The 26,819-nt window shown below is 44.0% G+C and carries 23 protein-coding genes; 12 read left to right on the top strand and 11 right to left on the bottom strand.

What is annotated here, in order from left to right:
- Positions 1–90 precede the first annotated feature (90 nt).
- Entirely contained in the window at positions 91–1,341 is a 1,251-nt protein-coding gene (locus tag J2W55_RS00600) for an alkaline phosphatase family protein (RefSeq protein ID WP_310090757.1), read from the bottom strand.
- Between the two features lie 285 nt (positions 1,342–1,626).
- On the opposite strand from J2W55_RS00600, the gene J2W55_RS00595 reads away from it, so the two are divergent.
- Together J2W55_RS00595 and J2W55_RS00590 are read left to right on the top strand one after the other, a co-directional pair.
- A complete protein-coding gene (locus tag J2W55_RS00595) occupies positions 1,627–2,244 on the top strand; it encodes a 3-keto-disaccharide hydrolase (protein WP_310090755.1) in 618 nt (205 codons plus the stop codon).
- Positions 2,245–2,413: 169 nt separating this feature from the next.
- A complete protein-coding gene (locus J2W55_RS00590) occupies positions 2,414–4,078 on the top strand; it encodes an ArnT family glycosyltransferase (protein ID WP_310090753.1) in 1,665 nt (554 codons plus the stop codon).
- A gap of 162 nt (positions 4,079–4,240) precedes the next feature.
- On the opposite strand, the gene J2W55_RS00585 is transcribed toward J2W55_RS00590, so the two are convergent.
- Complete coding sequence (locus tag J2W55_RS00585; protein WP_310090752.1) at positions 4,241–5,131, bottom strand: alpha/beta hydrolase; 891 nt, start codon at positions 5,129–5,131, stop codon at positions 4,241–4,243.
- Between the two features lie 185 nt (positions 5,132–5,316).
- Here J2W55_RS00585 and trxA point away from each other — a divergent pair, with 185 nt between their 5' ends.
- From trxA to J2W55_RS00550, 7 genes are all read left to right on the top strand, one after another.
- Positions 5,317–5,622, top strand: coding sequence for a thioredoxin (gene trxA, locus J2W55_RS00580; protein WP_310090749.1), 306 nt, complete (start codon positions 5,317–5,319; stop codon positions 5,620–5,622).
- A 207-nt stretch (positions 5,623–5,829) separates the two neighbouring features.
- Complete coding sequence (locus J2W55_RS00575; RefSeq protein ID WP_310090747.1) at positions 5,830–6,483, top strand: TetR family transcriptional regulator C-terminal domain-containing protein; 654 nt, start codon at positions 5,830–5,832, stop codon at positions 6,481–6,483.
- 4 nt (positions 6,484–6,487) lie between these two features.
- On the top strand, positions 6,488–7,855 hold the full coding sequence (locus J2W55_RS00570) for an ABC1 kinase family protein (protein WP_310090745.1): 1,368 nt from the start codon (positions 6,488–6,490) through the stop codon (positions 7,853–7,855).
- A 669-nt stretch (positions 7,856–8,524) separates the two neighbouring features.
- Positions 8,525–8,839 (top strand): Dabb family protein, encoded by a 315-nt coding sequence (locus J2W55_RS00565; protein WP_310090743.1) that lies wholly within the window; start codon positions 8,525–8,527, stop codon positions 8,837–8,839.
- 77 nt (positions 8,840–8,916) lie between these two features.
- Entirely contained in the window at positions 8,917–9,825 is a 909-nt protein-coding gene (locus J2W55_RS00560; RefSeq protein WP_310090741.1) for an NAD(P)H-binding protein, read from the top strand.
- A complete protein-coding gene (locus tag J2W55_RS00555) occupies positions 9,822–10,730 on the top strand; it encodes a TIGR01777 family oxidoreductase (RefSeq protein ID WP_310090739.1) in 909 nt (302 codons plus the stop codon). Before J2W55_RS00560 ends, J2W55_RS00555 begins: the two co-directional genes overlap by 4 nt.
- Positions 10,720–12,033, top strand: coding sequence for a cryptochrome/photolyase family protein (locus tag J2W55_RS00550; RefSeq protein ID WP_310090737.1), 1,314 nt, complete (start codon positions 10,720–10,722; stop codon positions 12,031–12,033). Before J2W55_RS00555 ends, J2W55_RS00550 begins: the two co-directional genes overlap by 11 nt.
- A 1-nt stretch (position 12,034) precedes the next feature.
- On the opposite strand, the gene J2W55_RS00545 is transcribed toward J2W55_RS00550, so the two are convergent.
- The 4 genes from J2W55_RS00545 to ggt all read right to left on the bottom strand — a co-directional run bounded on the left by J2W55_RS00545 (position 12,035) and on the right by ggt (position 16,018).
- Positions 12,035–13,003, bottom strand: a complete 969-nt coding sequence (locus J2W55_RS00545; RefSeq protein ID WP_310090734.1) for an FKBP-type peptidyl-prolyl cis-trans isomerase — start codon at positions 13,001–13,003, stop codon at positions 12,035–12,037.
- 77 nt (positions 13,004–13,080) lie between these two features.
- A complete protein-coding gene (locus J2W55_RS00540) occupies positions 13,081–13,581 on the bottom strand; it encodes an FKBP-type peptidyl-prolyl cis-trans isomerase (RefSeq protein WP_310090732.1) in 501 nt (166 codons plus the stop codon).
- 171 nt (positions 13,582–13,752) lie between these two features.
- Positions 13,753–14,196 carry a MarR family winged helix-turn-helix transcriptional regulator gene (locus J2W55_RS00535; protein ID WP_310090730.1) on the bottom strand — a complete coding sequence of 148 codons (444 nt, stop codon included), beginning with the start codon at positions 14,194–14,196 and terminating at the stop codon, positions 13,753–13,755.
- Positions 14,197–14,302: 106 nt separating this feature from the next.
- Positions 14,303–16,018 (bottom strand): gamma-glutamyltransferase, encoded by a 1,716-nt coding sequence (ggt, locus tag J2W55_RS00530; protein ID WP_374726357.1) that lies wholly within the window; start codon positions 16,016–16,018, stop codon positions 14,303–14,305.
- A 255-nt stretch (positions 16,019–16,273) separates the two neighbouring features.
- On the opposite strand from ggt, the gene J2W55_RS00525 reads away from it, so the two are divergent.
- A complete protein-coding gene (locus J2W55_RS00525) occupies positions 16,274–16,771 on the top strand; it encodes a hypothetical protein (RefSeq protein WP_310090727.1) in 498 nt (165 codons plus the stop codon).
- Positions 16,772–16,913: 142 nt separating this feature from the next.
- Here the strand turns inward: J2W55_RS00525 and J2W55_RS00520 are convergent, their stop codons facing one another.
- Both J2W55_RS00520 and J2W55_RS00515 read right to left on the bottom strand, forming a co-directional pair.
- Positions 16,914–20,657, bottom strand: coding sequence for a S8 family serine peptidase (locus J2W55_RS00520; RefSeq protein WP_310090725.1), 3,744 nt, complete (start codon positions 20,655–20,657; stop codon positions 16,914–16,916).
- 118 nt (positions 20,658–20,775) lie between these two features.
- Positions 20,776–22,425 (bottom strand): NAD+ synthase, encoded by a 1,650-nt coding sequence (locus J2W55_RS00515; protein ID WP_310090723.1) that lies wholly within the window; start codon positions 22,423–22,425, stop codon positions 20,776–20,778.
- A gap of 57 nt (positions 22,426–22,482) precedes the next feature.
- Here J2W55_RS00515 and gldB point away from each other — a divergent pair, with 57 nt between their 5' ends.
- Positions 22,483–23,520 carry a gliding motility lipoprotein GldB gene (gene gldB, locus J2W55_RS00510; RefSeq protein ID WP_310090721.1) on the top strand — a complete coding sequence of 346 codons (1,038 nt, stop codon included), beginning with the start codon at positions 22,483–22,485 and terminating at the stop codon, positions 23,518–23,520.
- A gap of 80 nt (positions 23,521–23,600) precedes the next feature.
- On the opposite strand, the gene J2W55_RS00505 is transcribed toward gldB, so the two are convergent.
- Both J2W55_RS00505 and J2W55_RS00500 read right to left on the bottom strand, forming a co-directional pair.
- Complete coding sequence (locus J2W55_RS00505; protein WP_310090719.1) at positions 23,601–23,795, bottom strand: hypothetical protein; 195 nt, start codon at positions 23,793–23,795, stop codon at positions 23,601–23,603.
- 60 nt (positions 23,796–23,855) lie between these two features.
- On the bottom strand, positions 23,856–24,725 hold the full coding sequence (locus tag J2W55_RS00500) for a DUF4349 domain-containing protein (RefSeq protein WP_310090717.1): 870 nt from the start codon (positions 24,723–24,725) through the stop codon (positions 23,856–23,858).
- Between the two features lie 66 nt (positions 24,726–24,791).
- Between J2W55_RS00500 and J2W55_RS00495 the strand changes: the two genes are divergently transcribed.
- Complete coding sequence (locus tag J2W55_RS00495; protein WP_310090715.1) at positions 24,792–25,136, top strand: hypothetical protein; 345 nt, start codon at positions 24,792–24,794, stop codon at positions 25,134–25,136.
- Positions 25,137–25,188: 52 nt separating this feature from the next.
- Here J2W55_RS00495 and odhB read toward each other — a convergent pair whose 3' ends face one another.
- On the bottom strand, positions 25,189–26,775 hold the full coding sequence (gene odhB / locus J2W55_RS00490) for a 2-oxoglutarate dehydrogenase complex dihydrolipoyllysine-residue succinyltransferase (protein WP_310090713.1): 1,587 nt from the start codon (positions 26,773–26,775) through the stop codon (positions 25,189–25,191).
- Positions 26,776–26,819: the final 44 nt, after the last annotated feature.

Here is a 26,819-nt window from a genome sequence, read left to right as displayed (position 1 = left end):
GAATTTAAAGCCGGGCATCAAACCCGGCTTTTTTTTGTGTAATTATAGACTGTTTTTCTGACTCTTACTGTCCTGTATCTCCTAAAAACCTTACCTCTTCTCTTCCAACACAACCCACCTGTTTACGGTATTGAACTGCCCTTCAATACAAACCTTATAAAATTTTGATAGCATGTCTTTAACATTAAGCAGGGCATGTTCATTAGTAACGGGCACTTCTGCAAGCAGGTGATAATCATCCGGTTTACCTTCTTTAAAATCATTGGTAGCAGCCACCCATATTTTTACCTTGCCGTTTGCATTAACGCTTTTCCAGCTTACATCCAATGAACCTTGTACAAAATTCGCCTGCGGCTCAGCAACTGACACCGTTCCAATAAGAGATACACCATCCATCTCGCGCAGCTGTGCGGCCGGTACCCTTACATTTAAAAAACTGTTGATAGATGGAGTAATATCCACTATGCCGGGAGTGTAATACTTAGCATAGTTATTAAGTGGCCTGTAGCTCGTAACCATCCAGGTAGAACGCTGGCGTGTGCTTTGGCCACCATGGTTTTTACCCGTTTGCTCGTCGCGGCCATGATCAGTGGTAATAAAAATCAGCCAGTCTTCCTTAAAATGCTGCTGTCTGTATTTGATAGCCTGCCATATACGGCCAACCTGTGCATCCATCTTTTCAATGGCATCATAATATTGCGGACTGTCACCATACTTATGTCCCATATCATCGGTATACTCCAGGTACACCCATGACAGGTCGGGTGCTTTATCTTTAATACATGCCGCTGCTGATGTGGCCACCTGTTCATCTATCAGGTGCATATAATTGCCTGCCTTATCATGCGGAAATTTCACGGTGTCAAGCTCAAAACCATCAGCCGCATAGTCCGGGTGGATATTACCGGCCTGTGGCAGTCCATCGCCTATAAGTTTGGTTCGGTTATCTGTCCAGCTCGAAAAAACAGCGGTCTTTTTATCCGGGTAAGCATTTTTAAACATCCGGAAAATGTTCCAGTAGTTGTAATTGGGTGCTTTAATATCATTACCCCAAACATTATGCTTGTTTACCCAGGTTGCGGTAAGTAAACTGTTATAACCATTGGCCGATATGGTAGGGGTTTGCGAATACCCGCCTTTTTCGCCTCCTACATGCGCACGCAAATACGTGCCCTGTTTGGCTATCAGTTTAAGGTTGGGTGTGTTCAGTTTCTCAATTACGTCGGCGGGGATACCGTCTGCAATAATAAAAACAGCTTTTTTTACACGGGTTTGAGCTTTTACGCCTAAAGTGGCCACTAACAACAGAACAACAAGACTTAGTTTAAATGGATTTTGCATTGTTTAAATATAGATAGAACAAGGTTACTAAACTACCGCGTTTTAAAGATTGGGGCGTTAATAAATTGTTATGTTTTGCCTTTGTGTGATAAAGGATAAAAGATAAGGGATGAAGAGGGTGCTTCCGGCAGTGTCTTTGTCGCTATTAAAATATTAAAATTATATATAATAAATGTGCTTTTATTTTTACCTTTTGTCTGCCATTATCAACTGCCGGGCAAGCGCTATTTCTGCCCGGAAAAAGAATTCAAATTAACCAGTTAATTCACACGATAACCTATTACTATGAAAAAATTAATGTCGCGAGTAATCGTTCCCATTTTTATGCTTGCAGCCGGATTCATGTTTACCAGTCTGCAGGCGAGCGCTCAAACCGATAGCTGGAAACCGGATGCGGGCTTTGAAAGCCTTTTTAACGGTACCAACCTCAATGGCTGGTGCTACCGGAGCAAAGAGGGTGATGTAACGGAAAAATTCGACGGAAAGACGGCGTCTTCTGACGGACGCTATTCTGCCGCTAACGGAATCCTTACGGTAAATTATCCTGTAGGTGTAGAGCGTAAAATACAGGAATCGTGGACGCTGCGGGAGTTTCCTAAAAATTTTATCCTGAAGATCGAATTCCGCGCATCCAAAAATGCCGACAGCGGTATTTTCCTGCGCGGGAAACAGCTCCAATGCCGTGATTATCTCGTGGCCGGTCCGTATAATGATTTAAAAAAATACCGGCCACAGGACTGGAACACCATCATCGCCACGGTGAAGGATAATATTGCCCATTGCGAGTGTAACGGCGAGGTGCTTGAAGATGCGCTGGTGCTGCCAGCAACCGGCCCTATGGGTTTGGAAGGAGATCGTGGACAGATGGAATATCGCCATATCCAAATAAAGGAATTACCATGAGTTTAAATATAGACAGAACCGCCGTGCGTGTTGCGTCGCGCCGGTGACTATCCGGATTTTCTACGACGGCTTGTATGGAGCAGAATTTATAAAATACCGGTGAAGTTTGATCTTCCCCGCTACGCTTAAATCTGTTTATATTTACCGCCGCCTTATACAGGTTATTTCTATGGATCAACCGGACACCGCAAATCAAACAAAATGGCTTTACCTGTTTATAGGAATGGCTGTTGCGCTAAACTTTAGCGGTCTGTTTATTACCGTTATGGGGCCCGACGGCAATTTGTATGCTACCATAGCCAAAACCATGGTACAGCGTAACAACTATGCAGATCTGTTTGCCTGGGGCGCGGATTGGCTGGATAAGCCCCACTTTCCTTTTTGGGTTACCGCCCTGTTTTTCAAGTGTTTTGGATTTACCACCTGGGCTTATAAACTACCGGGTATTTTATTTGTCATGATGGGCGCTATATATACCTATCATTTAGCTAAAGCATTATACAATAAACAAATAGCCCTATGGGCCGTATTGATATTACTTACCGCCCAGCATATTGTACTCTCCAATAATGATGTGCGTGCCGAGCCGTACCTAACCGGACTGATCATTGCCGCGGTTTATCATTTTTATAAAACGCATACCCGCAATAGTTTCTGGCAACTGGTATTGGCCTGCCTGTTTACAGCTTGTGCTATCATGACCAAGGGCATGTTCGCGCTGATCACTATTGGTGGGGCTATAATTGGTCACCTTGTTATTACCCGGCAATGGAAACAGCTTTTTCACTGGAGGTGGCTGCTTGCAATTGTATTGATCCTGTTGTTCATATTGCCCGAAATATGGTGCCTGTATCGCCAGTTTGATCTTCACCCCGAAAAGACAGTATTTGGGCGAACAGGCGTATCGGGCGTTAAATTCTTTTTTTGGGACAGTCAGTTCGGGCGCTTTTTTAATACCGGCCCCATCAAAGGCAGCGGCGATCCGTCTTTTTTTATACATACAACCCTGTGGGCGTTTTTGCCGTGGTCGCTATTGTTATTTGCGGCAATATTTCAATTCATCAAAAAAGGCGTCAGGAATGTACAGGCGCAGGAGTGGTATTGTATCTGCGGATCGATGCTCACTTTCCTGCTTTTTTCTGCCTCAAAGTTTCAGCTCCCGCACTATATAGTAATTGTATTTCCATTTTTTGCCATTATTACCGCGCAGTACCTGTATCATTTAACATCTGTCAAAAGCATAAGGGCTGTGCGCATTACCCAGGTTGTGGTTATTGTATTGATGCTGACCATTATAGGTACACTTCAATATTTTTACCGAGCCGAAACATTTACCTGGCTAACCGGGTCTGTTATTTTAATATTCCTGCTCGCTTTGATATTTGTACCTGCCAGGATATCAGCAGGCATACAGCAAACTATATATTGCACCTTGTTGGCCTCATTTATAGTAAACCTGTATCTCAACCTGTGCTTTTACCCTTCGCTGCTCCGTTACCAGGCTGGTAGTGAGGCAGCTATGTGGATAAACAAAAACAATCCGCAAAAATTGCCGGTTTATGTAGACGACGGCATGTTTCATGACGATATGAATTTTTACCTGCATGGCCCGGTTACCGAGATCACTCCCGAGACAAAGGGCACCGTGCGTGGTAGGGCCCTGCTTTATGCCAATACAGGCGTTATACATGATTTTGAGGCAAAGGGCTGGAAATTTCAGGTGATCAAAACTTTTAAACGTTACCCGGTTACCCGCCTTACCCCCCGCTTTTTAAACAAGGCCACCCGCGACAAGGAATTATCAGAGATGCAGCTGGTGTTGTTACACCCATAACTTTTCAAATACTTATTAAATAAATGCGATAAGCTGTTACAGCCACATTTTTGCCCTGTTTTGTTGTTAAAAAGTGATCATTTCATATCAAATACTGATCATTTATACACGCTTTTAACACTTTTTTTGGGCAAAAATCTATTTTAAAAAGTTTACCAAAGTTTAATGCAAAATTTTTGGCCGTTCCCTTTTTGAGGGGTTCAGGAAATTATTATCAATGAGCCAGTCGGCCATGCGCTGCGGCCAGGTGTTGATGGATTGTAACCCGGAACGGTTACCCATGTTAAAGCCGTGATCGCCGCGGGCATAAATGTGAACCTCTACCGGTACTTTGGCGGCCCGGTACCTATCCAGCAATTTTACTACCGATACCGAACAACAGGCATCGTCATTGGCAGCCAGCAAAAACGCAGGCGGGGCATCGGCAGGTAACACATCAGGTATAAACAGGGGACCCGGATATATCTGTATCACAAAGTTTGGCCTGGCGTTCAGCCTGTCTATCGGATCGGGCATACCAGGGTTTCCTTTGCCCTCGCCATAAGCCACCATATCTACTACCTCGCCTCCGGCCGAAAACCCCATCATCCCTATGCGGTTAGTATCCAATCCATATTCAGCGGCCTTACTACGCACCAATCTCATAGCACGATAGCCATCCTGTTTGGCGTGAACATCAATTTTATAAGGGGACAGCGTATCGCGGCCCAGGCGGTATTTCAGTACAAAAACAGTTACGCCCAGGGTGTTTAAATATTTAGCCGGTTCTATGCCTTCGGCAGTGTATACCAATAACCGGTGACCCCCGCCGGGGCATATTACCACAGCCGCGCCATTAGCCTTACCCGCAGGCGGTAAAAACACAGTAAGCGATGGGTTATGGATATTTTTTACCCAATAATCCTTAGCTTGTTCCGGCTCGTTGCGGCGGTTCTCAAATCCGGGCGCGCCTTTTGGCCAAAGCGGGATCACTGCCGGTTTCTCCTGCGCAGTTACGGCAAAAGGCAAAGCAAACAACAGCAGGTACAGGTAAATGGTTAGTTCTTTACGCATGGTTAAATTTAATAATTTAACGCGGTTAATTACCAAATACAAACTAAGGCGAACCATGAAGCAGGTAGTTAAAAAGTCATATTATTTAATTATCGCTTAAATAACTTAAACTTTTACGTAATTCATGTGTTCAATTAATGTTCTTATTCACAGGAGCTTGATCCATAAACTAAAAACAAAAAACTATGGCAAATTTTAAGGAAATTATAGCATCAGACACACCTGTTTTGGTTGATTTTTCGGCGGAGTGGTGCGGCCCTTGTAAAATGATGCCCCCTATACTCCAGGACGTTAAGCATGCCCTTGGCGACAAGGTGAAGATCCTTAAAATTGATATCGACAAAAATCCATCGGCTGCCAATGCTTATAAAATACAAAGCGTACCTACCCTGATGATATTTCAAAAAGGGCAAACCAAATGGCGTCAAAGCGGGGTAATACAGGCCAAACAATTACAGTCGGCAATAGAGCAGTTTATCAGTCCTGCTTAAACATATTAGCGTCGACTTTTCTATCAAAGAAGATGTTCACCCCGTTCGGCATGACGAATGCTTTTTGCGATACACCAAGTGTAGTTATGTTCTTTCGCAGGCGATTACTGTTTGGAGGGATCCGGTTGCGGTTTATTAAACGCCTGTGACATTATGTTCATACTATGTTTGTATTTTTAACGTACTTATATTAAAGCAATTCTAATCATGGCAACTATCGAAAGCATCCAGAACGCGTATATTGATCATGTACTTACCGAAGGTGTGCAACCCAAATCGGTTTACATTTTTGCCAAACAAAATGAAATGACCGAGGCTGAGTTTTATCAGTTCTTCGGCTCGTTTGAAGCGGTTGAACAAAGTATATGGGCCGGCTTCGCCAGCAAAACCCTTACCGAGATCCGTGCGCAGGAAGTTTGGGCCGGGTACAACGCCCGCGAAAAAGCCCTGTCGTTCTTTTATGCCTTTTTTGAATTGGTTAAGGGCAGCCGCAGCTTTGCCATTTACACCATCAATAAACAACCCAAAGGTTTTACCACTCCGCGTGTTTTTGAACGGTTAAAGGATATTTACGAGAGCTTTGCCGACGAGATATTAAAAGAAGGAATTGAAACCGCCGAACTTAGCGACCGCAAATTTTTTAGCAAGCGCTATAAGGACGCATTATGGATACAGTTTGTTTTTGTACTTAACTTTTGGGTTAATGATAACTCGGCCGGGTTTGAAAAAACCGACGAGGCTATTGAAAAGGGTGTTAATGTAACGTTCGACCTGTTTCAGCGCTCCCCTATTGACAACCTGTTTGAATATGGCAAATTCCTGGTGAAAAACGGCGGCATAAAAGATAAGATGGGATTTTAAACATATGGCAGATAATAAAAGGACCTCCTCTTCCGGGGGAGGTTTAGAAGGGCCCGGGGCAACTCCAGAACAAAGCAGCATTCCTACTACCAAAGTTCAACGCTCGGCTAAATTCATAACAACGGGCGTTAAAATAGGCGGAAACTATATTAAGCATTATTCAAAAAAACTGTTTAATCCCGACTTGGACAGGTCTGAATTGAATGAGGATAATGCTGCGGACATTTACCAGTCGTTAAGCGAGCTTAAAGGCAGCGCACTTAAAGTGGCGCAAATGCTTAGCATGGATAAAAACCTGCTGCCGCAAGCCTACGTTGATAAATTCACCCAATCGCAATACAACGCGCCGCCGCTTTCGGGACCGCTTATTGTGCAAACTTTTAAAAAATATTTCGGCAAAAACCCCGATCAGATCTACGATAAATTTAACATCCGCTCTATCAATGCCGCCTCTATAGGGCAGGTTCACCAGGCCGAACTGAACGGTAAAAAACTGGCGGTAAAGATCCAGTATCCCGGTGTAGGCGATTCCATATCGTCTGATCTGAAACTGATCAAACCCTTTGCGTTCAGGATGCTGGGCATGAGCGAGAAGGAGCTGGACGTTTATATGCGCGAGGTGGAAGAGCGCCTGCTGGAAGAAACCGATTACGAACTGGAAGTGCGCCGTTCTATTGAATTTTCTACCGCCTGTGCCAACCTTAATAATGTAGTTTTCCCTGAATATTATCCGCAGCTATCCAGTAAACGCATTATCACGATGGACTGGCTGGAGGGTAAACACCTGCGCGAGTTTCTGGCCACCAACCCATCACAGGAGCTAAGGAACCGGATTGGCCAGGCCCTGTGGGATTTTTACAATTTTCAGCAGCATGAACTGCGTGCCGTACATGCCGATCCGCATCCGGGTAATTTTATGATTACGCCCGATGGCAAACTGGGCGTTATTGATTTTGGCTGTATTAAAGAGATGCCCGAAGATTTTTATTACCCGTTCTTCTCCCTTACCTCAACCAATTTACTTGATAATAAAGCCGAAACTATCAAAGCCTTCCGTCAGCTGGACATGATCCATAAGGATGATACGCCGGCGCAGGTGGAGTTTTATTACACCCAGTACCGCCAGATGATCGAGCTGTTTGCCATGCCGTATATTACTGATCATTTTGATTTTGGCCAGACAGCATTTTTTGATCAGTTGTATAAATTTGGCGAAAGGCTTTCTAAAATGCCCGAGTTTAAACAGGCCCGGGGCGTAAAGCATTTTATTTATGTAAACCGCACCAATTTTGGGTTATACAACATATTGCACGAACTAAAAGCCGATGTCAGGACCGATACGTTTAAACCGCACGTTGTGCTGGAATATTGAGACTGATACTTAGCTTTGAAGTGGTGCATTGAGGTATCTGATATATAATATACCTGAAGAAGGTCCTTGTTTTAGCGCTCCTTAACATGCTGCAAAAAGCATTTGTCATGCTGAACGGAGTAGAGCTTCCTCTTCCCATAGAAAAGTCTGCGCTCACCAAGGCGAAGAAGATCCTTCGCTATCGCTCAGGATGACAAACTTTTATGTTTTACATCCCTTTTTTTCCTTTCCCCTTGTCATGCTGAACGGAGTGAAGCATCTTCTTCCCATAGAAAAGTTTGCGCTCACCAATGCGAAGAAGATCCTTCGCTATCGCTCAGGATGACAAACTTTTATGGTTTACATCCCCTTTTTTTATATTCCCCTTGTCATGCTGAACGGAGTGAAGCATCTTCTTCTGTAGAAAAACCGGCGCCCACCAAGGCTGAGAAGATCCTTCGCTGTCGCTCAGGATGGCAAACTTTTATGGTTTACATCCCCTTTTTTACATTCCCCTTGTCATGCTGAACGGAGTGAAGCATCTTCTTCGATAGAAAGTAATTCAAAGCGGGGTGAAGAAACTCCCTCAACATCCTTTTTGCAACAACAATGTTTTTACCTTGTTCCGTTCCGGTCAATCCTTTAGATTAGCATCCTTATCAAATCAATCATTTATCAAAAAAACCACATATGCCACTACTTGAAAATACCTTTGTTCACCATGTACACTTTTGGCTTAATAATAAAGCCGATAAAGACAAGCTTATTGAGGGTTTAAACCTGCTTAAGTCTATTGCCCATATTCGCGATATTCATATTGGCGTACCTGCCGATACCAATCGCGATGTGATTGACCGTTCCTATGACGTATCGTTGCTGCTGCTGTTTGATACACCAGAAGCTCAGGCGGCCTATCAAACAGACGTTACACATCTTATTTTTGTGGAACAATATGTTAAACCATTGCAGGTAAAAGTGGTGGTATCTGACAGCGTAAATATATAATTGCTATTGTTTGAACATATTACAAGGCAGGGTGCGTAATTTTAAAACACCCTGCCTTTTTTATTGTTCCTGATAACATGAAAGTGTTACTTGCTGGTGCTAACGGTTATATAGGTACAAGGCTGATCCCCGTTTTATTGGAGAAAGGTCACGAGGTTGTTTGCCTGGTTCGTGATAAAAAACATTTTCGTGGATACAGCAATTTTACTAACCATGTTACCCTGCTAACCGGCGACCTGCTTAAAGAATCGAGTATTGAAGCCTTCCCCGCCGATATTGACGCCGCTTATTACCTGGTGCATTCCATCACTAAAACGCATGATCTTGCAGCCCTTGAGGCACTATCGGCCTATAACTTTATCCATGCGCTTGATAAAACCAATTGCCGCCAAACCATATTTTTAAGCGGCATTGTTAATAAGGACAGCCCGTCAAAACACCTCGAATCGCGCAAGCATGTGGAGGATGTGCTGAGAGAAGGAAAATCGGCCCTAACGGTTTTAAGAGCGGCCATTATTGTTGGACCAGGCAGCGCCGCGTTCGAGATAATCCGCGACCTGACCGAGAAACTGCCCCTCATGACCGTTCCGCAATGGGTAAACACCCCCTGCCAGCCTATAGCTATACGTGATGTGGTGGCTTACCTGGAAAGCGTTATGTTAAATGAAAAAACTTTTAACCGCAGTTTTGACATTGGCGGTCCGGATATATTGAGTTTCAGGGAAATGATACTGGGTTATGCCAAAGCGCGCAAGCTTAAAAGGCACATCATCACCGTACCTTTCTTATCGTCAAAAATATTATCATGCTGGCTTTATTTCACTACTTCGCTTAGTTATAAAATGGTGCTGAGCCTCATCAGCAGTCTGAAGAACGAAACCATAATGCATGAACATTCCATTGAGGAGGTTGTACCCCGCCAATGTTTAACTTATAAAGAATCGCTACATTTAATTATGGACCACGGGTTAACAAAAGAACAATGAGTAAAAACATCCTGATCACGGGCGCTTCGGGTTCAATAGGTAAACGGCTTATCCGCTTATTGTTGGATAAGGGTTACAGCATAAGTGTGTTAAGCCGCAGCGGCGGCAAAAACCAGGCTGTTAAAACCTATATATGGGACATTGACAAAGGCACTATTGATGAACACTGCATTGATGGCGTTGACACTATTGTACACCTGGCAGGAGCGGGCATAGCCGAAAAGCGCTGGACAGAAAAGCGCAAAAAGGAATTGATCAGCAGTCGCACCCGGTCAATTGGCCTGGTATACGAATTGTTAAAAAAAAGAAAACATCAGGTAACATCGGTCATATCGGCATCGGGCATTGGCTATTATAGCGATCGCGGGGATGAACTGATGACCGAAACCGCAGCGCCGCTCAATGATTTTATTTCGCGTTGCTGCGTTGAGTGGGAAGCTGCCGTTGACGACGGCGAAAAACTGGGCTTGCGGATACTAAAATTCCGCACAGGCGTAGTGCTTGATAAAAACGGCGGAGCGCTGCCCACCCTTGTTAAACCTATAAAACTGTACGTGGGATCGGTATTGGGGAGCGGCCGGCAATGGATTTCGTGGATACATTGGTTAGACGTGGTGGATATGTATATTTTGGGGATTGAAAATACCAGTCTTGCCGGTGTTTATAACATGGTTGCCCCCAACCCTGTTACCAATAAGCAATTGACACAGGCTGTAGCCAAACAACTGCACAAGCCGCTGTGGGCGCCTAAGGTACCTGCGTTTATATTGAAACTGTTATTAGGCGAAATGAGTTCCATTGTGCTGGGCAGCACCAAAGTATCGGCACAAAAAATTGTGGACGCCGGTTTTAAGTTTAAATATACCGACGTGCCCGAAGCTTTGAAAGATATCTATGGACAATAAATCAGCGGTCAGTATTTTCTGGTTCCGGCGCGATTTACGTTTAAACGATAACGCGGGTTTATACCACGCCCTGAAAAGCGGCCGCCCGGTATTGCCATTATTTATTTTTGACAAGGAGATACTGGACGAACTGGAAGACAAGGATGATGCACGCGTAACCTTTATTTATGAAACCATTGAGCAGCTCGGCCGCGAGCTGCAACAGTACGGCAGCAGCTTACTGGTGATATATGACAAAGCCGAACGTGCCTGGACCAATATTATTAAAGACCATCACATTGCAGCGGTTTATATCAATCATGATTATGAGCCTTACGCCCGCAAGCGCGACAATGCCATAAAAGAAATACTAAGCGCTCATGGTATTGAATTAAAGACATTTAAGGATCAGGTTATATTTGAAAAGAACGAAGTTGTTAAGGACGATGGCAAGCCTTATACGGTTTATACCCCCTACCAGCGTAAATGGTACAGCAGTATCAAACCATTTTACCTGAAATCTTACCCCACCGAAAAATACCTCAAAAACCTGGTTAAGATCAAAGCCTTACCTGTGCCGTCTTTACAGGAAATGGGATTTGAGAAAAGCACTATGCACTTCCCCGGCAGGGAGTATAAAAACGTGATTGAAGATTATAAAGAAAAAAGAAATTTCCCTGCCATTAAGGGTACTTCGCACATAGGCATACACCTGCGTTTTGGTACGGTAAGTATCCGCGAGCTGGCCCGTACCGCATATGCGAGCCATGACAAAACCTGGCTGAGTGAACTGATATGGCGGGAATTTTATATGATGATCCTTTACCATTTTCCACAAACAACTAACCATGCTTTCAGGCCAGAATATGACCGTATTCAATGGATTAATGGTGAAAAACAATTTGAAGCCTGGTGCCGTGGTGAAACGGGCTACCCTATTGTAGATGCCGGTATGCGTGAGCTAAATGCTACCGGTTTTATGCACAACCGCGTACGCATGATAGCGGCCAGTTTATTAAGTAAGCACCTGCTGATTGACTGGCGCTGGGGCGAACATTATTTTGCCCGCAAACTACTTGACTATGAAATGGCGAGTAATGTGGGTGGATGGCAATGGGCGGCTGGTTCGGGTACGGATGCCGCGCCTTATTTCCGCATATTTAATCCTGACGCGCAAACAAAAAAGTTTGACCCAAACCTGGAGTATATCAAAAAATGGGTTCCGGAATATGCCGATTTTAGCAAATATCCGAAACCCATTATCGACCACGCGTTTGCGCGCGAGCGTTGTTTAAAAGCTTTTAAAGCCGCCCTGGCTAAGTAAATTATGGGTTGGTAATAGATGATATGGTAAAATCAAAATACAAACATGCATCAACTCCTATAATGCCGCTGCCTGTTTTGCCATAAGCTAACCTTGATGGAATAAGCATGGAAACAACTGCACCGGTAGTTTGTCCTTTCAGCGCTTCCTGCACGCCCGAAGCAAGTCCTTCCACATCGAATGAAGATGTGGCAGTTGCATCATTATTATTATGTATAGCAGAACTGTCAAACACCGAATCGTTTAGGAGTTTGCCTGTATAAAGACAGGTAATAGATGATGGGTAATCAAGAACCTCGCCGGTTCCGCTGCCGGGCGTAGTTACCTTATAATACACGCCTTTGCCCCTGCCCGAGGTGATCTCCGTATAGCCCGACAGGTTATGCTTTTTTATGTACTCTTTGATCAGGTAATCATCATACTTATTGACATCTGAAATTACATTTACATAATAATCAAGGCACTGATTACCGGCAATACGGGTATTTACATTTGACGAACTGCCTGTACCGGCTCCTCTAACCCCATACGCCATGCGCGACGGAACCAGTATGCGGGCACGTGTGCCCCTGTATTTAACAAGGTCATGTATAGCATCCTGCAGCCCTTTGGTTAGGCCGTTGTTTGCATTGGTTATATGGCCCAGCAAACCATCAAAGCGACTTAAATTAAGCGTATCAACATTGGTGTATTTACCATCAAATGATTTAAAGGTATAAACAAACGCCACGCTGTCAGCATAATTTAAAGGCGTAACTCCGGTGGTTGATCCCTGCGAAAGTATCTGGTAATATATGCCTGTAGTATCATTTACGGTATCGCGTTTCATACCGGTAAGGCCGTTGGCTGCAATGTAATTTTGTATCTGGATCAGGTCGTACTGTTTAATATCCGGATCGTTATTGTTTTTGCGGCAGGATATTAAACCTATAGAGGTAATTAATAAAAGCGTAAAAATTGTTTGTTTCATTTATCTTACTTTACTTATTTCGTTAACGGCTCAGAGCCCGTTTATGCTCAGTTCATTTAAGTTTATCTTCCAGGTTATCAGTTGATCACATTGTATAGCTGTATGTGAAAATCAAGCACCGAATTTGCCGGCAAATGTATTGAATCCTGCGCATACGGTCCATAGGCATAGCGCGATGGTACAAACAGCCTTATTTTACCATCTTTTTTCATCAATGGTATCCCTAACTGCCACCCCCGTATAACATCACTTATCCGGTATGACGGATGGAAGTTATCGGTTTTAGCAATAACTACACCTGATGTTAGTATCTGCGCTGTGTACCCAACCGTTACCTGTGTTGAATTGGTGAACAGATCATTACCGGTACCCTCCTCACCCGGATTAATAATATAAAAAACCCCTGTGGTATCTATACGTTTAGCTTTCAGATCGGGATGGCTTGCTAAATAATCGCTTATCAGTTTGTCATCAATAGCTTTTTGCGCATTATACTGAACCGAAGGATCAGTTCCCGACTTGCCACACGCGGCAAAACCTACAACAAAAACCAATAAAACTAACAGTATCCTGTTCATTTTTCAAAAGGCAAATTTATTCTTTTATAATAGAAAAACGGCAGCTTAACACTTTTTAACAATTAATAAAAACACAGGCCTGCCATTAACCTCCGTTCGCATTACAATTTCCTGAATAAAACGTTGAATTTTAAGTAAAAGTGTGGCTTATATAATCATTAGGCTCCCTGCTCAGGGCTTATAGTTGAGGGTAAGCTTGTTGATCTTTTTAAGCATCTCGATAAGGTATTGTTTATCGGCATCGCTGATGTGGGCATCAAGATAATTGTTAAATTGCTTTACAACCGCACGGGCCTGATGCCGTTTTTCTTTACCAAGGTCGGTCAGGTAAATTTTAACGGAGCGTTTATCGCCCTGGTTTGATTCCCGGTATATTAACCCGGTTTTCTCCAGCTGATTAAGCATCCTCGACAAGCTGGTTGACTTAAGCCCCAGCAAAGCCGCCGCCTGCGAAACGGTAGTCCCCTCCTTTTCGTCGATATTGATGAGTAAATAGCCTATTGATTGTGTAATTCCAAACTCAGTAACCAACTGGTTATACCTGTTGGCAACGGTTTGCCAAACTATCTTCAAAAAATAGTCAATGGTTTCCTGATGTTTTACACTGTTTTGCATGGATACCAAACGTAAGAAATGCTTGTTGATTACACAAGGGGAAAATAGCGTTGGGTTTTGAGTTACTTAATCTGTCACCCACTACCCTCATCTCACTGCTTACCGTTCAAAATCCCAATTTGGTATCATCGCCGCGCGGGTCTGCGCCGCCCTGGTAATAGCCTGGCCGGGTCTGCAGGATGGCATCTACCCTACCAATGCCGCCACTGCCTGTTACCTTATATCCTTTTTGCTGTAATTTTACTACGGTTGCGCTGTCCAGCGCGCCTTTTTCGGCTTCAATCTCATCGGGCAGCCATTGGTGGTGAAAACGTTTGGAAGCAACCGCCTGCTGCATATCCTGATTAAACTCTATCACATTAATAATGGTTTGAAAAACCGAGGTTATAATGGTGGAGCCTCCCGGCGTCCCCACTATCATAAAGAGGCGGCCATCTTTTTCAACTATGGTTGGTGTCATTGATGATAGCATTCGCTTGCCGGGTTGTATACTGTTGGCCTTGCCGCCTATCAGTCCGTACATATTAGGAACGCCGGGCTTGGAGCTAAAATCGTCCATTTCGTTATTGAGTAAAAACCCGGCACCCTGTACAAATATCCTGGAGCCAAAACTGTCGTTTAATGTGGTGGTTATTGATACCGCGTTACCTTCACGGTCAACAATGGAGTAGTGAGTGGTTTGATCGCTTTCGTACCCAACAAAAGTACCGGGCTGTATGCTGGTGCTCGGAGTAGCGGCATCCCAGCTAAAATTACTCATGCGCGATGCTATATAATCCGGCTTTAACAAACTATCAACCGGTACTTTATAAAAGTCAGGGTCGCCCAGGTACTTGGACCTGTCGGCGTAAACCCGGCGCTCGGCCTCAACAATCAGTCGCACTGTCGAGTCCTGGTTAAAGCCCCACTTTTTTAAGGGATAATGCTCAACCGACCGCAACAGTTGCAGTAAAGCCACGCCACCGCTTGAGGGCGGCGGCATGGTGATGATCTTATATCCCTTATAATTCCCTGTAATGGCATTACGCCAAACTGAATGGTAATTTTTCAGATCGGTTTTTGATATTAACCCGCCGCCACTATTCATTTCGGCGATAAGCTGATCTGCAACCACGCCGTCGTAAAATCCGTCGCGACCCTTGTCGCGTATCTGTTCAAGGGTTTTGGCAAGGTCTTCCTGTACCAGGGTATCCCCTTCGTGCCAGTCGCCTTCTTTTATTAAATAAGATTTACCCGGATTTAGTTTTTTAAACTGAGGGCCTGTCCGGTTCAGATCAGCGGCAAGGTGCTTGGTTATTTTAAATCCTTTACGGGCCAGTTCAATAGCCGGCTGTACAAGGTCGGCCCATTTGAGTGTGCCATACTTCTGATGCGCCTGTATCATACCATCAACAGACCCGGGTACGCCGGATGCCTTATGCGTATAAAGGCTCATATCAGGTATTACATTTCCTGCCGAATCTAAATACATATCTGCGCTCGCCGCTAAAGGCCCTTTTTCCCTAAAATCGAGCGTATTACTTTCACCTGTTTTTGAGCGGTAAACCATAAAACCGCCGCCGCCAATATTACCGGCTTCGGGCAGTGTAACGGCCAGTGCAAAATGTACCGCTACGGCTGCATCAACGGCGTTACCCCCTTTTTTCAATATATCAACCCCAACCCGGGCAGCATCAGGGTAGGCACATACCACCATTCCATTATGGTAGTATCTTTTACCGTCCATGCCTAAGCGTTTTTGCACGCAGCCGGCAAGTACAAAAGTCAGCGATATTAAAAATAAACTTAAGTATTTGCTTTTCTTTATATTGAAGTTATACATAGATGTAATAGCCTGTTCTTTGCTAAAATAAGCTATTTGATGGTATATGTATTCTATCAAAAGCGTATTATTTTATACTGATAATCAAGCAAATGGAAATTTTAAAAATTTGTTTTTTAATTAAAATGCCATAAAAATTCAAAACTGGCGTTTATTTGCAGGATGTATAGCAGACTAAAACACAGTTAAGCAGGTGTATAAATCTGTATACACAACGGTAATACATGATTAAATTCATTAACTTAAAATCACTACATGAAAAAATTAGCTTACGTTTTATTTTTCTCGGTTTCGTTCTTATTAATAGGTAAACGCTCACAGGCTCAGGATTACCAAACAGCTGTAGGGCTAAAGTTTGGCGCTTATGAAGTTGGCCCATCCATAAAATATTTCATGGATAAAAATACCGCACTTGAAGGCATCATCGGTATACGCGACCACGGCGTGGTGATTACTGGTTTGTATGAAATACACCAACCGGCTTTTAATGTTGATAAACTGAACTTTTACTATGGCTTTGGCGGTCACCTCGGATCAATAGGCCGCGGCGGCTTTTATAAGCGCATTGGAGGCGATGATGAGTATTATGACGGTAAGCACATTTTAATAGGCGCTGATGCTACTTTGGGCCTTGAATATAAAATACCCGAAGCCCCTATAGCGATAAGCCTTGACCTTAATCCCCGGCTTGAACTGGCAAGAGGCCCGTTCTTTGATATTGCACCGGGCCTGGGCTTAAAATACACGTTTTAAGCATGGTGAGGTAGTGAGTAGTGAATGGTAAATGGTGAGTTGTTTGTCTGAACCTGGATTTTTCTGATTAACGGATGTACAAGATTTTTGACTAAATTGTTTGTCAATTTTCTCACCACTCACCACTCACCACTCACCACTCCTACCTGTTAATAATTATCTTTTTGGCATAGACCTTTTGCCCCAGTAATACTTTCAGCACGTAAACACCGGGAATTTGTTTGCTAACATCAATCACTTTACTAAAATTGCCTTTGGGCAGGGTTTGCTTGTTCAGATAAATGATTTGCCCTGCCGAGTTGATAAGCGATAGGTTCAGATCACCAGCTTCTTTTGCTGCAAAAACAACATTGAGCTGGCTGCTTGCCGGAACGGGAAATACCGCCAGGCCAATATTCGTTGCATTGCCCGGGCTTTCAACTGTACGTGCGTATGTATAAATATCAGATAAGGCCACGCAGCCACTTGCCAGGGTATCTGCTACTTGGTAATCGCCGCTTTGTAAAGGGTCATATTTTGCCGCTGTAGCTCCCGGTATTACCTTCCCGTTTAATAACCACTGGTTGCCTGTTGCAAAGTTTGAATTTAATGTATTGCCTGTTTGTGTAATAACCGGTTTACTTAAACTTACCGCTTGCCTTGCAGCCGATGCGCAGCCCATGCTTTGCACCTTCATATCATAAAAATAATAATAAAAGTTTTTGTAATAGGTGGTGTCCGATGGATTGTCGGGTGTAGCGTTGTTTCCGGTTATGCTGAATATGTCGCCTATTTTAAAAGGGTACCCGGTTACGCCTCCATTGCTCCTGAAAATAGTTGCATTAGCGTCAAACTCAACCGATATGTTATAATTACCGGCTGCAGGCAGCTCAAGATTAAGGTCATAAACTTTTCCCTGATCGTTAACGTCATTGGGCTGCTCACCGGGCCGCGGATTGGTTCGGGTAGCCTGCGCGTCAATAGTGGTAGTTGATACTATTTGCCCATTACCGTTGTTTACATTGAAAGTTATTTTACCGGGGTAGCCAATATACAAACGTGCACTTTGAATAACCAACGGTATTTTGGTACTTACATTTACTCCGGGCGTAAACTGGTTATAGCCACCAGCGGTAAAAGCGCTTTTGGTAGCTGGCCCTACAGTGCCTTTAAAATCATTTATAGCGGCATAATAAGTATTATTAACAGGGGCCAGCGATGTAAATGCAGGCGAACCGGAAGCGATAGGAATAGCATCAGTATTATTTTTATACCAAAGCACTGTGCCATCGCCCGTGCCCGACAACTGGTATTGTTTGCTATCGGTGCAATAATACGCACTAAGCCCTCCAATAGTGGCAGGCGTATTGATTACCACCGTTGCCGATATAGTATTATTCGCGTTAACCGGGTCGCTTGCTAAATTGCTTGTAGCTGTTATAGCGTAAGTGGCACCTGCCAAAGCGTTAAACTCCTGGCTAAAGGTAAAGTTTTCTTCGGCCAGGGGTGCTAATGTGCCTGTATAGGTTTCTGAATAGGTAGTTTTGGTACCGTTGGGCGCAGTAATGGTAACGGTAACCGGTATATTACCAATGGGGGCGCTGCCAAAATTTTTAAGCCGGATGGTAACGGGAGTACTTGCCGAGCATGAACCGCTGGACCCCGGATTAACTATTGCCACCACCCCGGCATCAATACTTGTTTGTAAAAACTGCACACGGTAATCCTGGGTTTCGCCTTTATTATAGGTACCGCAGGCTTTTAAAGTTGATGTATCGCTTGTTTCAGTCAACACCACCCGCATCAGGCTATAATTGTCGGGCACAACAGAACCGGGTACCTTTATATTAGCAGTATAAGTTCCGGTGGCGCTAATTACATTGGTTGTGGCTGCCAGTTCATCCGTGTCAAAAACACCGTTACCGTTCCAATCAATAAATATTTTAGCGGCCTTGTTAAAATTTGCGCCGCATGTACCCAAAGTAATGCTTAAGGGATAGGTTTTGGCCTGCTCCAGCTGAACGGTGAGGTTGGTGTAATCTGAGTAGCTTTTGCATCCGGCAGCCGGGGTATTGTTGATATTTGACAGCTTAAGATTATTTATTCGCGAATCGGCATTTGACAACGGTGCCGATGCGCAATAAGTTGCGCCGCCCACCCCGGTAACAATAAGTGAGTATGGCTGTGAACCGGATTTTAAAGTACCCTTATGCGATACGGTGATAGTATAACTTTTACCGGGCGTAGTATTGCCAATATAAACCTGCTCCATATTGTCCCTGATGTTATCGCCGGTTGTTGCCGCCGATGCCGGGCTGGCTGGGTTTAGCACCCAGGCGTTATAAGTAGTGGTGCCATCGCTGATCTTTATATCAAGATCATTGATCAGTTTAGGAGTGCGGCTATTAATAACGCCATCAGCGGTAGCTGTAGCCTCGGGGTCTGTCCAGGAGATAGCAGCTGACAGAACGTTATTTCCTGATGCAATTACCTTAAAAGTTTGACTTTGGCCCTGCTGCAGCGTATTTTCTTTAATAAGGCTTTTTGTTCCATTATCTGTTATGGCTTGAGCCGCCCTTTTGGTATCAAGCAGGCCCCACCCATAAATATAATCGGGGCCAACGTTGCCCGCGTCAAAAGCAGTTTGGCATACCAGGCCCTTTAACGTAGCCGAACGCATAAAACTGCCCGCGTTTTTTTGAGCATAATATTCCTGTAATAAATATAAGGAACCGGTAATGTTTGGTGCAGCCATTGATGTGCCCGAGAGCGTAAGATACGAGGTAGGATTATCAACCCCTACCGACAGTACATTTACACCATTACCTACAATATCGGGCTTAATACGCCCGTCATCAGTAGGCCCCCAGCTGCTAAAAAAGGCACTGTTTACATCCTGCCTGTTTTTGGGGCCAAATGGCAAAGGGTTTACCGCGCCAACTGTAAGTGTATTTTTGGCGTTGCCTGTTGTACTTATAATATCGTAACCGTTGTTATCACTTATACCAGCTGGTCTTGGTCCTTTATCAACCAGTGTTTGGTCGGTGCGGCTCTTGTAGCCATAATAAGTTGTGCCAACCGCCGGCCCATTGCTGGAGCGGCTGTTACCTGCCGATTCCACAATAAGGTAATACGGGGCGTTATACGCTATTTTATCCCATGATTGCGCACGGCTGTCATAAAACCCAAAGGTATAATCAACCGAGTCGCCGGGCAAACCGAGCCATTCCCACCGGTTGTCGGCATCGTTAAAATTCCAGCCAGCCTCATCACCATAGGAGTGATTGGATAACAGCAAGCCCGACGCGGCCGCGCTCATCTCAGACACATCGTTGTCAAAATTATACGATTGCAGGGTTGATGTATTAAAGGCCATGCCTTTTGCCGGTGCGTACACGCCTTTGGCTATCATGGTACCGGCTACATGTGTACTATGATCAAGTACCGAGCCTGCATCTTTAACAGTAATACTTTTACCCGCAAACTCCTGGTGGGCGGTATATACGCTGCCGCCATCCCATATGGCCAGTTTATTATCCAGGAAAGTACTGGAGCCGGATAAACTTAAACCCAGTGATCCGCCCGGCTGTACGGCATTGGTGCCGGTTGTTGCTGCCGATGTGGTGTTGTTGTGGGTAATAAGGTATACCGGGAAACCCAGTGCATTTAAGCCTTGTAATGATATCAGGTTACCATTTTTTGCCCGGCGCTGTACCCGCCAGCCACGGCTTGCCGCCAGCGCCAATGCCTGGTTATGATTTGTTTGATAGGTGTTTTTTGATTGCGCAGAAAGTTTAGTTAGTTCGGCCCGGTGGATTTCACTTACCGGTACTTGCTGGGCGTAGGCACCCGCTGCTGTACACAGCAATAAAAAGCAAGCACAAACTGCTGTGTATGGTTTATTCATGGCCCTGAAATATAGGCATTTTTATGAAAACAAGTATTGGGTAATTGGTATCAGGTATCAAGATTTTTGAAGCTTTATTAAAGGTAAACGCAGCCGTTCTGATACCTGATATTGCCCGTTACGACAGGTATTTTCCTACAATAGGCATCCTGCGGCCCATTCCAAAAGCCTTTGGCGATACCCTGAGGATGGGCGGAGTCTGGTACCTCTTATGCTCGGCCAGGTTAATAAGCCTGATAACACGGCGAACAGTATGTTCATCGTAACCCATTTTTATGATCTCGGCAGATGAACACCGGTTTTCAATATATTCGGCCAGTATCTTATCCAGTATATCATATTCCGGTAACGAGTCGGTATCCTTTTGCCCGGGCCTTAGTTCGGCTGATGGTGGTTTGATGATAGAGTTGACCGGGATGATCTCTCTGTCGCGGTTTATATGACGGGCTAATTCAAATACCTGTGTTTTATACACATCGCCAATTACAGATATCCCGCCGCACATATCGCCATACAAAGTACCGTAGCCTACAGCGGCCTCACTTTTATTACTGGTGTTCAATAAAATATAGCCAAACTTATTGCACATGGCCATAAGCAATACCGCCCGGGTGCGTGATTGTATGTTCTCCTCGGCTATATTGAAAGGCAGGTTATGGAATTGCGGGTGCAGCGCTGTTTCAATAGATTCAGTAATGTTTTTTATGGCGATAGTCTCGCTCTTACAGCCCAGGTTGCGCACCAGGTCTTCAGCATCTTTTAAAGAGTGGTCGCTGGAGAAACGCGAAGGCAGCAGTACCGCCATTACATTTTCGGGGCCAAGCGCTTCGGCAGCCAAAGCGCATACCACAGCCGAATCAATACCTCCTGACAGGCCCAATATGGCCTGCTTAAAGCCCGATTTATAAAAATAATCGCGGATACCCAATAAAATACCCTGATGTATCTGCTCAATGTCGCTGGGACGTTCTGTTTTAAGGGTTGACGTATGGTCAAAACTCAGGGTCGAATCGTCATTGAAGGTATAATAGGCCAGGTTTTCTTCAAAATAAGGAAGTTCGTCTATCAGCTTGCCGGTATTATCAAAAACCAGCGAACCGCCGTCAAATATCAGCTCGGTTTGCGCACCAACCTGATTTACATACAACAGCGGTAATTTATAACGGCTTGCATTATCGCTTAAAATAGCAATACGCTCCTCATCATGGTTATAGGAAAACGGCGACGCCGCGATGTTGATCATGATATCCGGCTCCTGATGGATCAGGCTGTCCATTGGCCTAGTTACATATAATGGGTTCTCAATGGTGTTCCAAAGGTCTTCGCAAATGGTAAGCGCTATCTTTTTGCCTTTAAACTCAATGCAATTAAAATCAGTTGACGGCTCAAAATACCGGTACTCATCAAACACATCATAATTGGGCAACAAGGCTTTGTTTACTACCGCCTTTACCGCGCCGTTCTCAATAAAATAAGCAGAATTGCTCAGGTCTTTGCCTTCATCTTTATGGTTAAATGTGGGCAAGCCTATAATACAAGCTACATCGGTACATACTTCGGCTATCTTTTTTGCCGATTCATCACACAATCCTATAAATTCATCAAACTCCAGGAAATCACGCGCCGGGTAACCGGAAACACATAATTCGGCAAACACCACCAGGTCGGCACCGTTTTGCTTTGCCTGTTGTATATGATCAATAATTTTGGCTGTATTTGATTCAAAGTTACCTATATGATAGTTAAGCTGGGCTAATGCAATTTTCATGAATAGTGTAGTGATGTATTAATGCAAATAAAAATTATTTTTGCTCAAAGGATAAAAATGATACTTACCCGGTTCAAAGCAAAGCAAATTTACTTAATTTTTTCCATCGGCCTGATATTAGCGTCATGTGCACGCAACAAAAAAGTTGATGTAAGCAATATTCACGTTGATGTTAAAGTAGAACGTTTTGACCATGATTTTGATGCCATGCGCATAAAGCCCATGAACATGCAGGCCGCTTACCTGCAGCAGAAGTATGGCGTTTTTTACCAGGATTTCATAAACCACATTTTACAGGCAGGCACTGTTAATGACACTACCTATTTTAAAATCCTGCGACAGATTTTTACAGGCAAAGCTTATACAGACCTTAAGCATGACGTAGACGCGGTTTATCCAAATATGGACGCGCAAAATGCCAGCCTTACCGAAGCTTTTAAATACATCAAATATTATTATCCGCAAAAAAAACCTCCAAAAATATACGCCTACCTTTCTGGTTTCCAGGCACAAACATCCATTGGCGATGGGTATTTTGCAGTAGGGCTTGATCTTTTCCTGGGCGCCAACTCCAGGTTTTACCCGGCTATTACCAGCGCGTTCCCGCATTATTTGTCAAGGCATTTTACACCCGACAATATTACTCCGCGCGTTGTGGAAGGTATTGCCCGTGAGGATATGTTCCCGGAGGATGACAATGACCGGTCGTTACTTTCAAAAATGATCTATAACGGCAAGATCATGTATTTTATGGACCGCATACTGCCCGATGTGGCTGATACCACCAAAATAGGCTATAGTCCCGAACAACTTAAATGGTGCAATGATTTTAAAGGCAAAATATGGGGTTATTTTTTGGAGGAAAACCTGCTGTATGAAACCGATTATCCAAAAATTCAGAAATATCTTACCGAAGCGCCGTTTACGCCGGGCCTGGGCGAAAAAAATGAGTCGGCGCCCAAACTGGCGGTATGGACAGGCTGGCAAATTGTGCGTGAGTATATGGATAAACACCCTGAGGTTAGCCTGCCGCAACTGATGGCCGAAAAGGACGCGCAAAAGATATTGAACCAATCAAAATACAGGCCCAAATGAAGCCCGCTAACAGGCTGGGCCACAAAAAAAGCGTCCGGGAAAGACCCGGACGCTTTTTTTATTATATCTTGAAAATAATATTAGCTGATGATCTTGAAAATAGCTTTTAAACCGATAAACACGCCTAAAATCAGTAACAGGTTGGCTATCCATGAAAAATAGGTTGAATTTTCATCACCGGCAAAACGAATGAAAACACCTGTTATGCCTATGGCGATAGCGATAACTAAAACTTTATAATGTTTCTCTGAATTAGCATTTTGCATTGACTCCATGGTACTGTTATTTAATGTTTGGCAAAAATAGAAATGTTTACCGAAAATGCTATTATATTTTTATGATTTTATCGTCCCTTGCAGTATTGGATATTTTCTTTTATAAAAACGGAATAGGATCCAAATACCTATACCTGCCAGAATAAATACCCAAAGATTAACGGCTATCAAAATAGCTCCCGTAAAAAGGTACCAGCCATTGGCAAATGCTTCTGCCAACCGGTTGAAAAAAGGTAAATTATAGGCTGAAGGATCATCATTCGCAATATGTTCCTGAAAAACCGTATTGCTTTGGTAAAAGCTCAGTGTAACAATGCTGTATTTTACCGCGTCATCAATTTTAAGATTTCCAACCTGGCCATCAACCATATTATCTTTTAACAATAATACATTCACCGGATTTTTGATATTGACCTCTCCTCTTTTCTGTTGGTTTACCAACTCCCTACGATTATTCAATTTCAGTTTGGCGGATAGATAATCCAACGATTTATCTTCAATATCCATTTTACGCAATGTAACATACATGCCCATATGCGCAACTTCGGTCATAAACTCTTCCAAATGCTCCGAAGGTATCTTAACGGTCATATCGGCAGTGGTGTTAAAAGACGACACCCGGTTAACCGAATCATCGCTGATTCTGAAATCCTTGCTGCTCCGGACGGTTGATTCCATCTGGTGGTTCATCACCATGCCATTGTTTTTAACTGTTAAGGCAGTTATCTTTTCTGCTGTTTGCTGAACGTTTTTTACCTTGAAGGACATACTTGCGGCTCTCACCAGTTTTTGTACGACCGATGAGTCTGCAGCTACAGCCGCAGTATCGGCCGTATTGTTGTTAACCGCCTCGTAATGTGGGGTCGATCCTTTACAAGCGCCCAGCAGCAAGCCGGCTGCCAGTGGCAGCATTAAAATTCTTGTTTTCATGTGGTTATTAATTTTTTTGGTTACTATTGATACCAAAAAAGGGAATTAGGTAACCCTTTAACAGACATGGAACTTATCACTAAAGAAAACTCAAAATACTTTTATAAATCCAAGTACTGGTATAAAATAACCTGGTACACATTTTTATGGATTATTCTGTATACGCAGGTTGCAAAAGTGCTCAAAACCAACGCAATTATCGAAGCACTTTTAGTGGTATTGCCAATTATAGGAATGTATATATTAGTTCCTGCCGGAATTGTTTACATTATTAAAAGCTACGTAAAAAAAGAGCCCTATAATAAATACAGGGCGTTTTATCTTTTTGGTTTTCTATTCTTTTTATTTATTCTCATCGCAATAATGATCTTTGTTGCCATTGATATAAATAGACTTTCTTCCAGGCCATAAAACAAAAAAGCCCGGTTAGCCGGGCTTCATCATATTTTATAAAGAGGGAATATTAAACTCCCAACAATAATCTTGCAGGATCTTCCAGTAATTGTTTTACACGCACCAGGAAGCTAACCGACTCGCGGCCATCAATAATACGGTGGTCATATGACAATGCCAGGTACATCATAGGGCGAATTACAACTTGTCCGTTTATGGCAACCGGGCGCTCAATTATATTGTGCATACCTAATATAGCCGATTGCGGAGAATTGATGATTGGTGTTGACATCATGGAACCAAACACACCGCCGTTGGTAATAGTAAAAGTACCGCCAGTCATTTCAGGAATGGTTAGTTTATTTTCACGTGCTTTACCTGCCAAAACAACAATAGCTTTCTCAATTTCGGCAAGGCTCATACTATCGGCATTACGGATCACCGGAACAACCAAACCTTTAGGCGCCGATACTGCTATCGAAATATCAGCAAAATTGCTGTACACTACTTCCTCGCCTTCAATTCGGGCGCCAACTGCGGGCCAGTCTTTTAAAGCTTCAGTAACTGCTTTGGTAAAAAACGACATAAAGCCTAAGCCCACACCGTGTTTCTCTTTAAATTTATCTTTGTATTTGCCGCGCAGGTCCATGATGGGTTGCATATCAACCTCGTTAAAGGTAGTAAGCATGGCCGTTTCATTTTTAACAGCTACCAAACGCTTGGCAACAGTTTTACGCAGCGAGGTCATTTTTTCGCGTTTCTCGCTTCTTTCACCAGCAATTACCGGTGCGGCAGCAGGTGCAGCAGCTGCGGGTTGCGGGGCGGCGGCCGGGGCTTGTGCACCAAGCGCGTCGCCTTTGGTAATACGGCCGTCAACTCCGGTACCGTTTACTGATTTGGCATCAACGCCTTTTTCGGCTAATATTTTTGCAGCTGCAGGCGATGGCGTTCCTGAGGCATAAGTTACTCCCTCAGCGGCTGGTTTAGCACCACCTCCGCGTGGCGATTCGTCAGTAGCGTTAACAACAGCAGGGCTAACCTCGGTTGGCTTTACAGCTTTTGCAGCACCTGCACCTTCAATGGTACATACAACAGCACCAATAGGCAACACATCGCCTTCTTTAGCTATTGTTTTTAATACGCCAGCCTTTTCGGCGGTCAGTTCAAACGTGGCTTTGTCTGATTCCAGCTCAGCAAGTGGCTCATCCATTTCAACCGCATCACCATCTTTTTTGATCCAGCGCGATAAAGTAACTTCAGTTATTGATTCGCCAACGGCAGGTATCTTAATTTCCAACGCCTGGCCTGCTTCAGCAACTGACGTGGCAGGCGCAGCGGCAACCGGAGCAGGAGCGGGCGCATTAGCAACAACTTCGGGTTGTGGCTGTGCTGCAGGAGCCTCCTCTTTTGCAGGAGCGGCGGCACCTTCTTCAATATTGGCAACAACAGCGCCTATTGCCAAAGTATCACCTTCTTTGGCTACGGTTTTTAAAGTGCCTGCTTTTTCGGCAGTAAGCTCAAAGGTGGCTTTATCTGACTCCAGTTCGGCAATAACCTCATCCATTTCCACATGGTCGCCATCTTTTTTTATCCAGCTTGACAGGGTTACTTCAGTTATTGATTCGCCTACGGTAGGCACTTTGATCGCTAAACTCATATTTTAGTGTTGTAGATTTTATATTTATTGTTGGGGGTTTACTG

The organism is Mucilaginibacter pocheonensis, from assembly GCF_031456535.1.
Taxonomy (GTDB): domain Bacteria; phylum Bacteroidota; class Bacteroidia; order Sphingobacteriales; family Sphingobacteriaceae; genus Mucilaginibacter; species Mucilaginibacter pocheonensis.
Note: the sequence above shows the minus strand (reverse complement) of the source record. Positions and strands in the feature narration are given on the sequence as shown.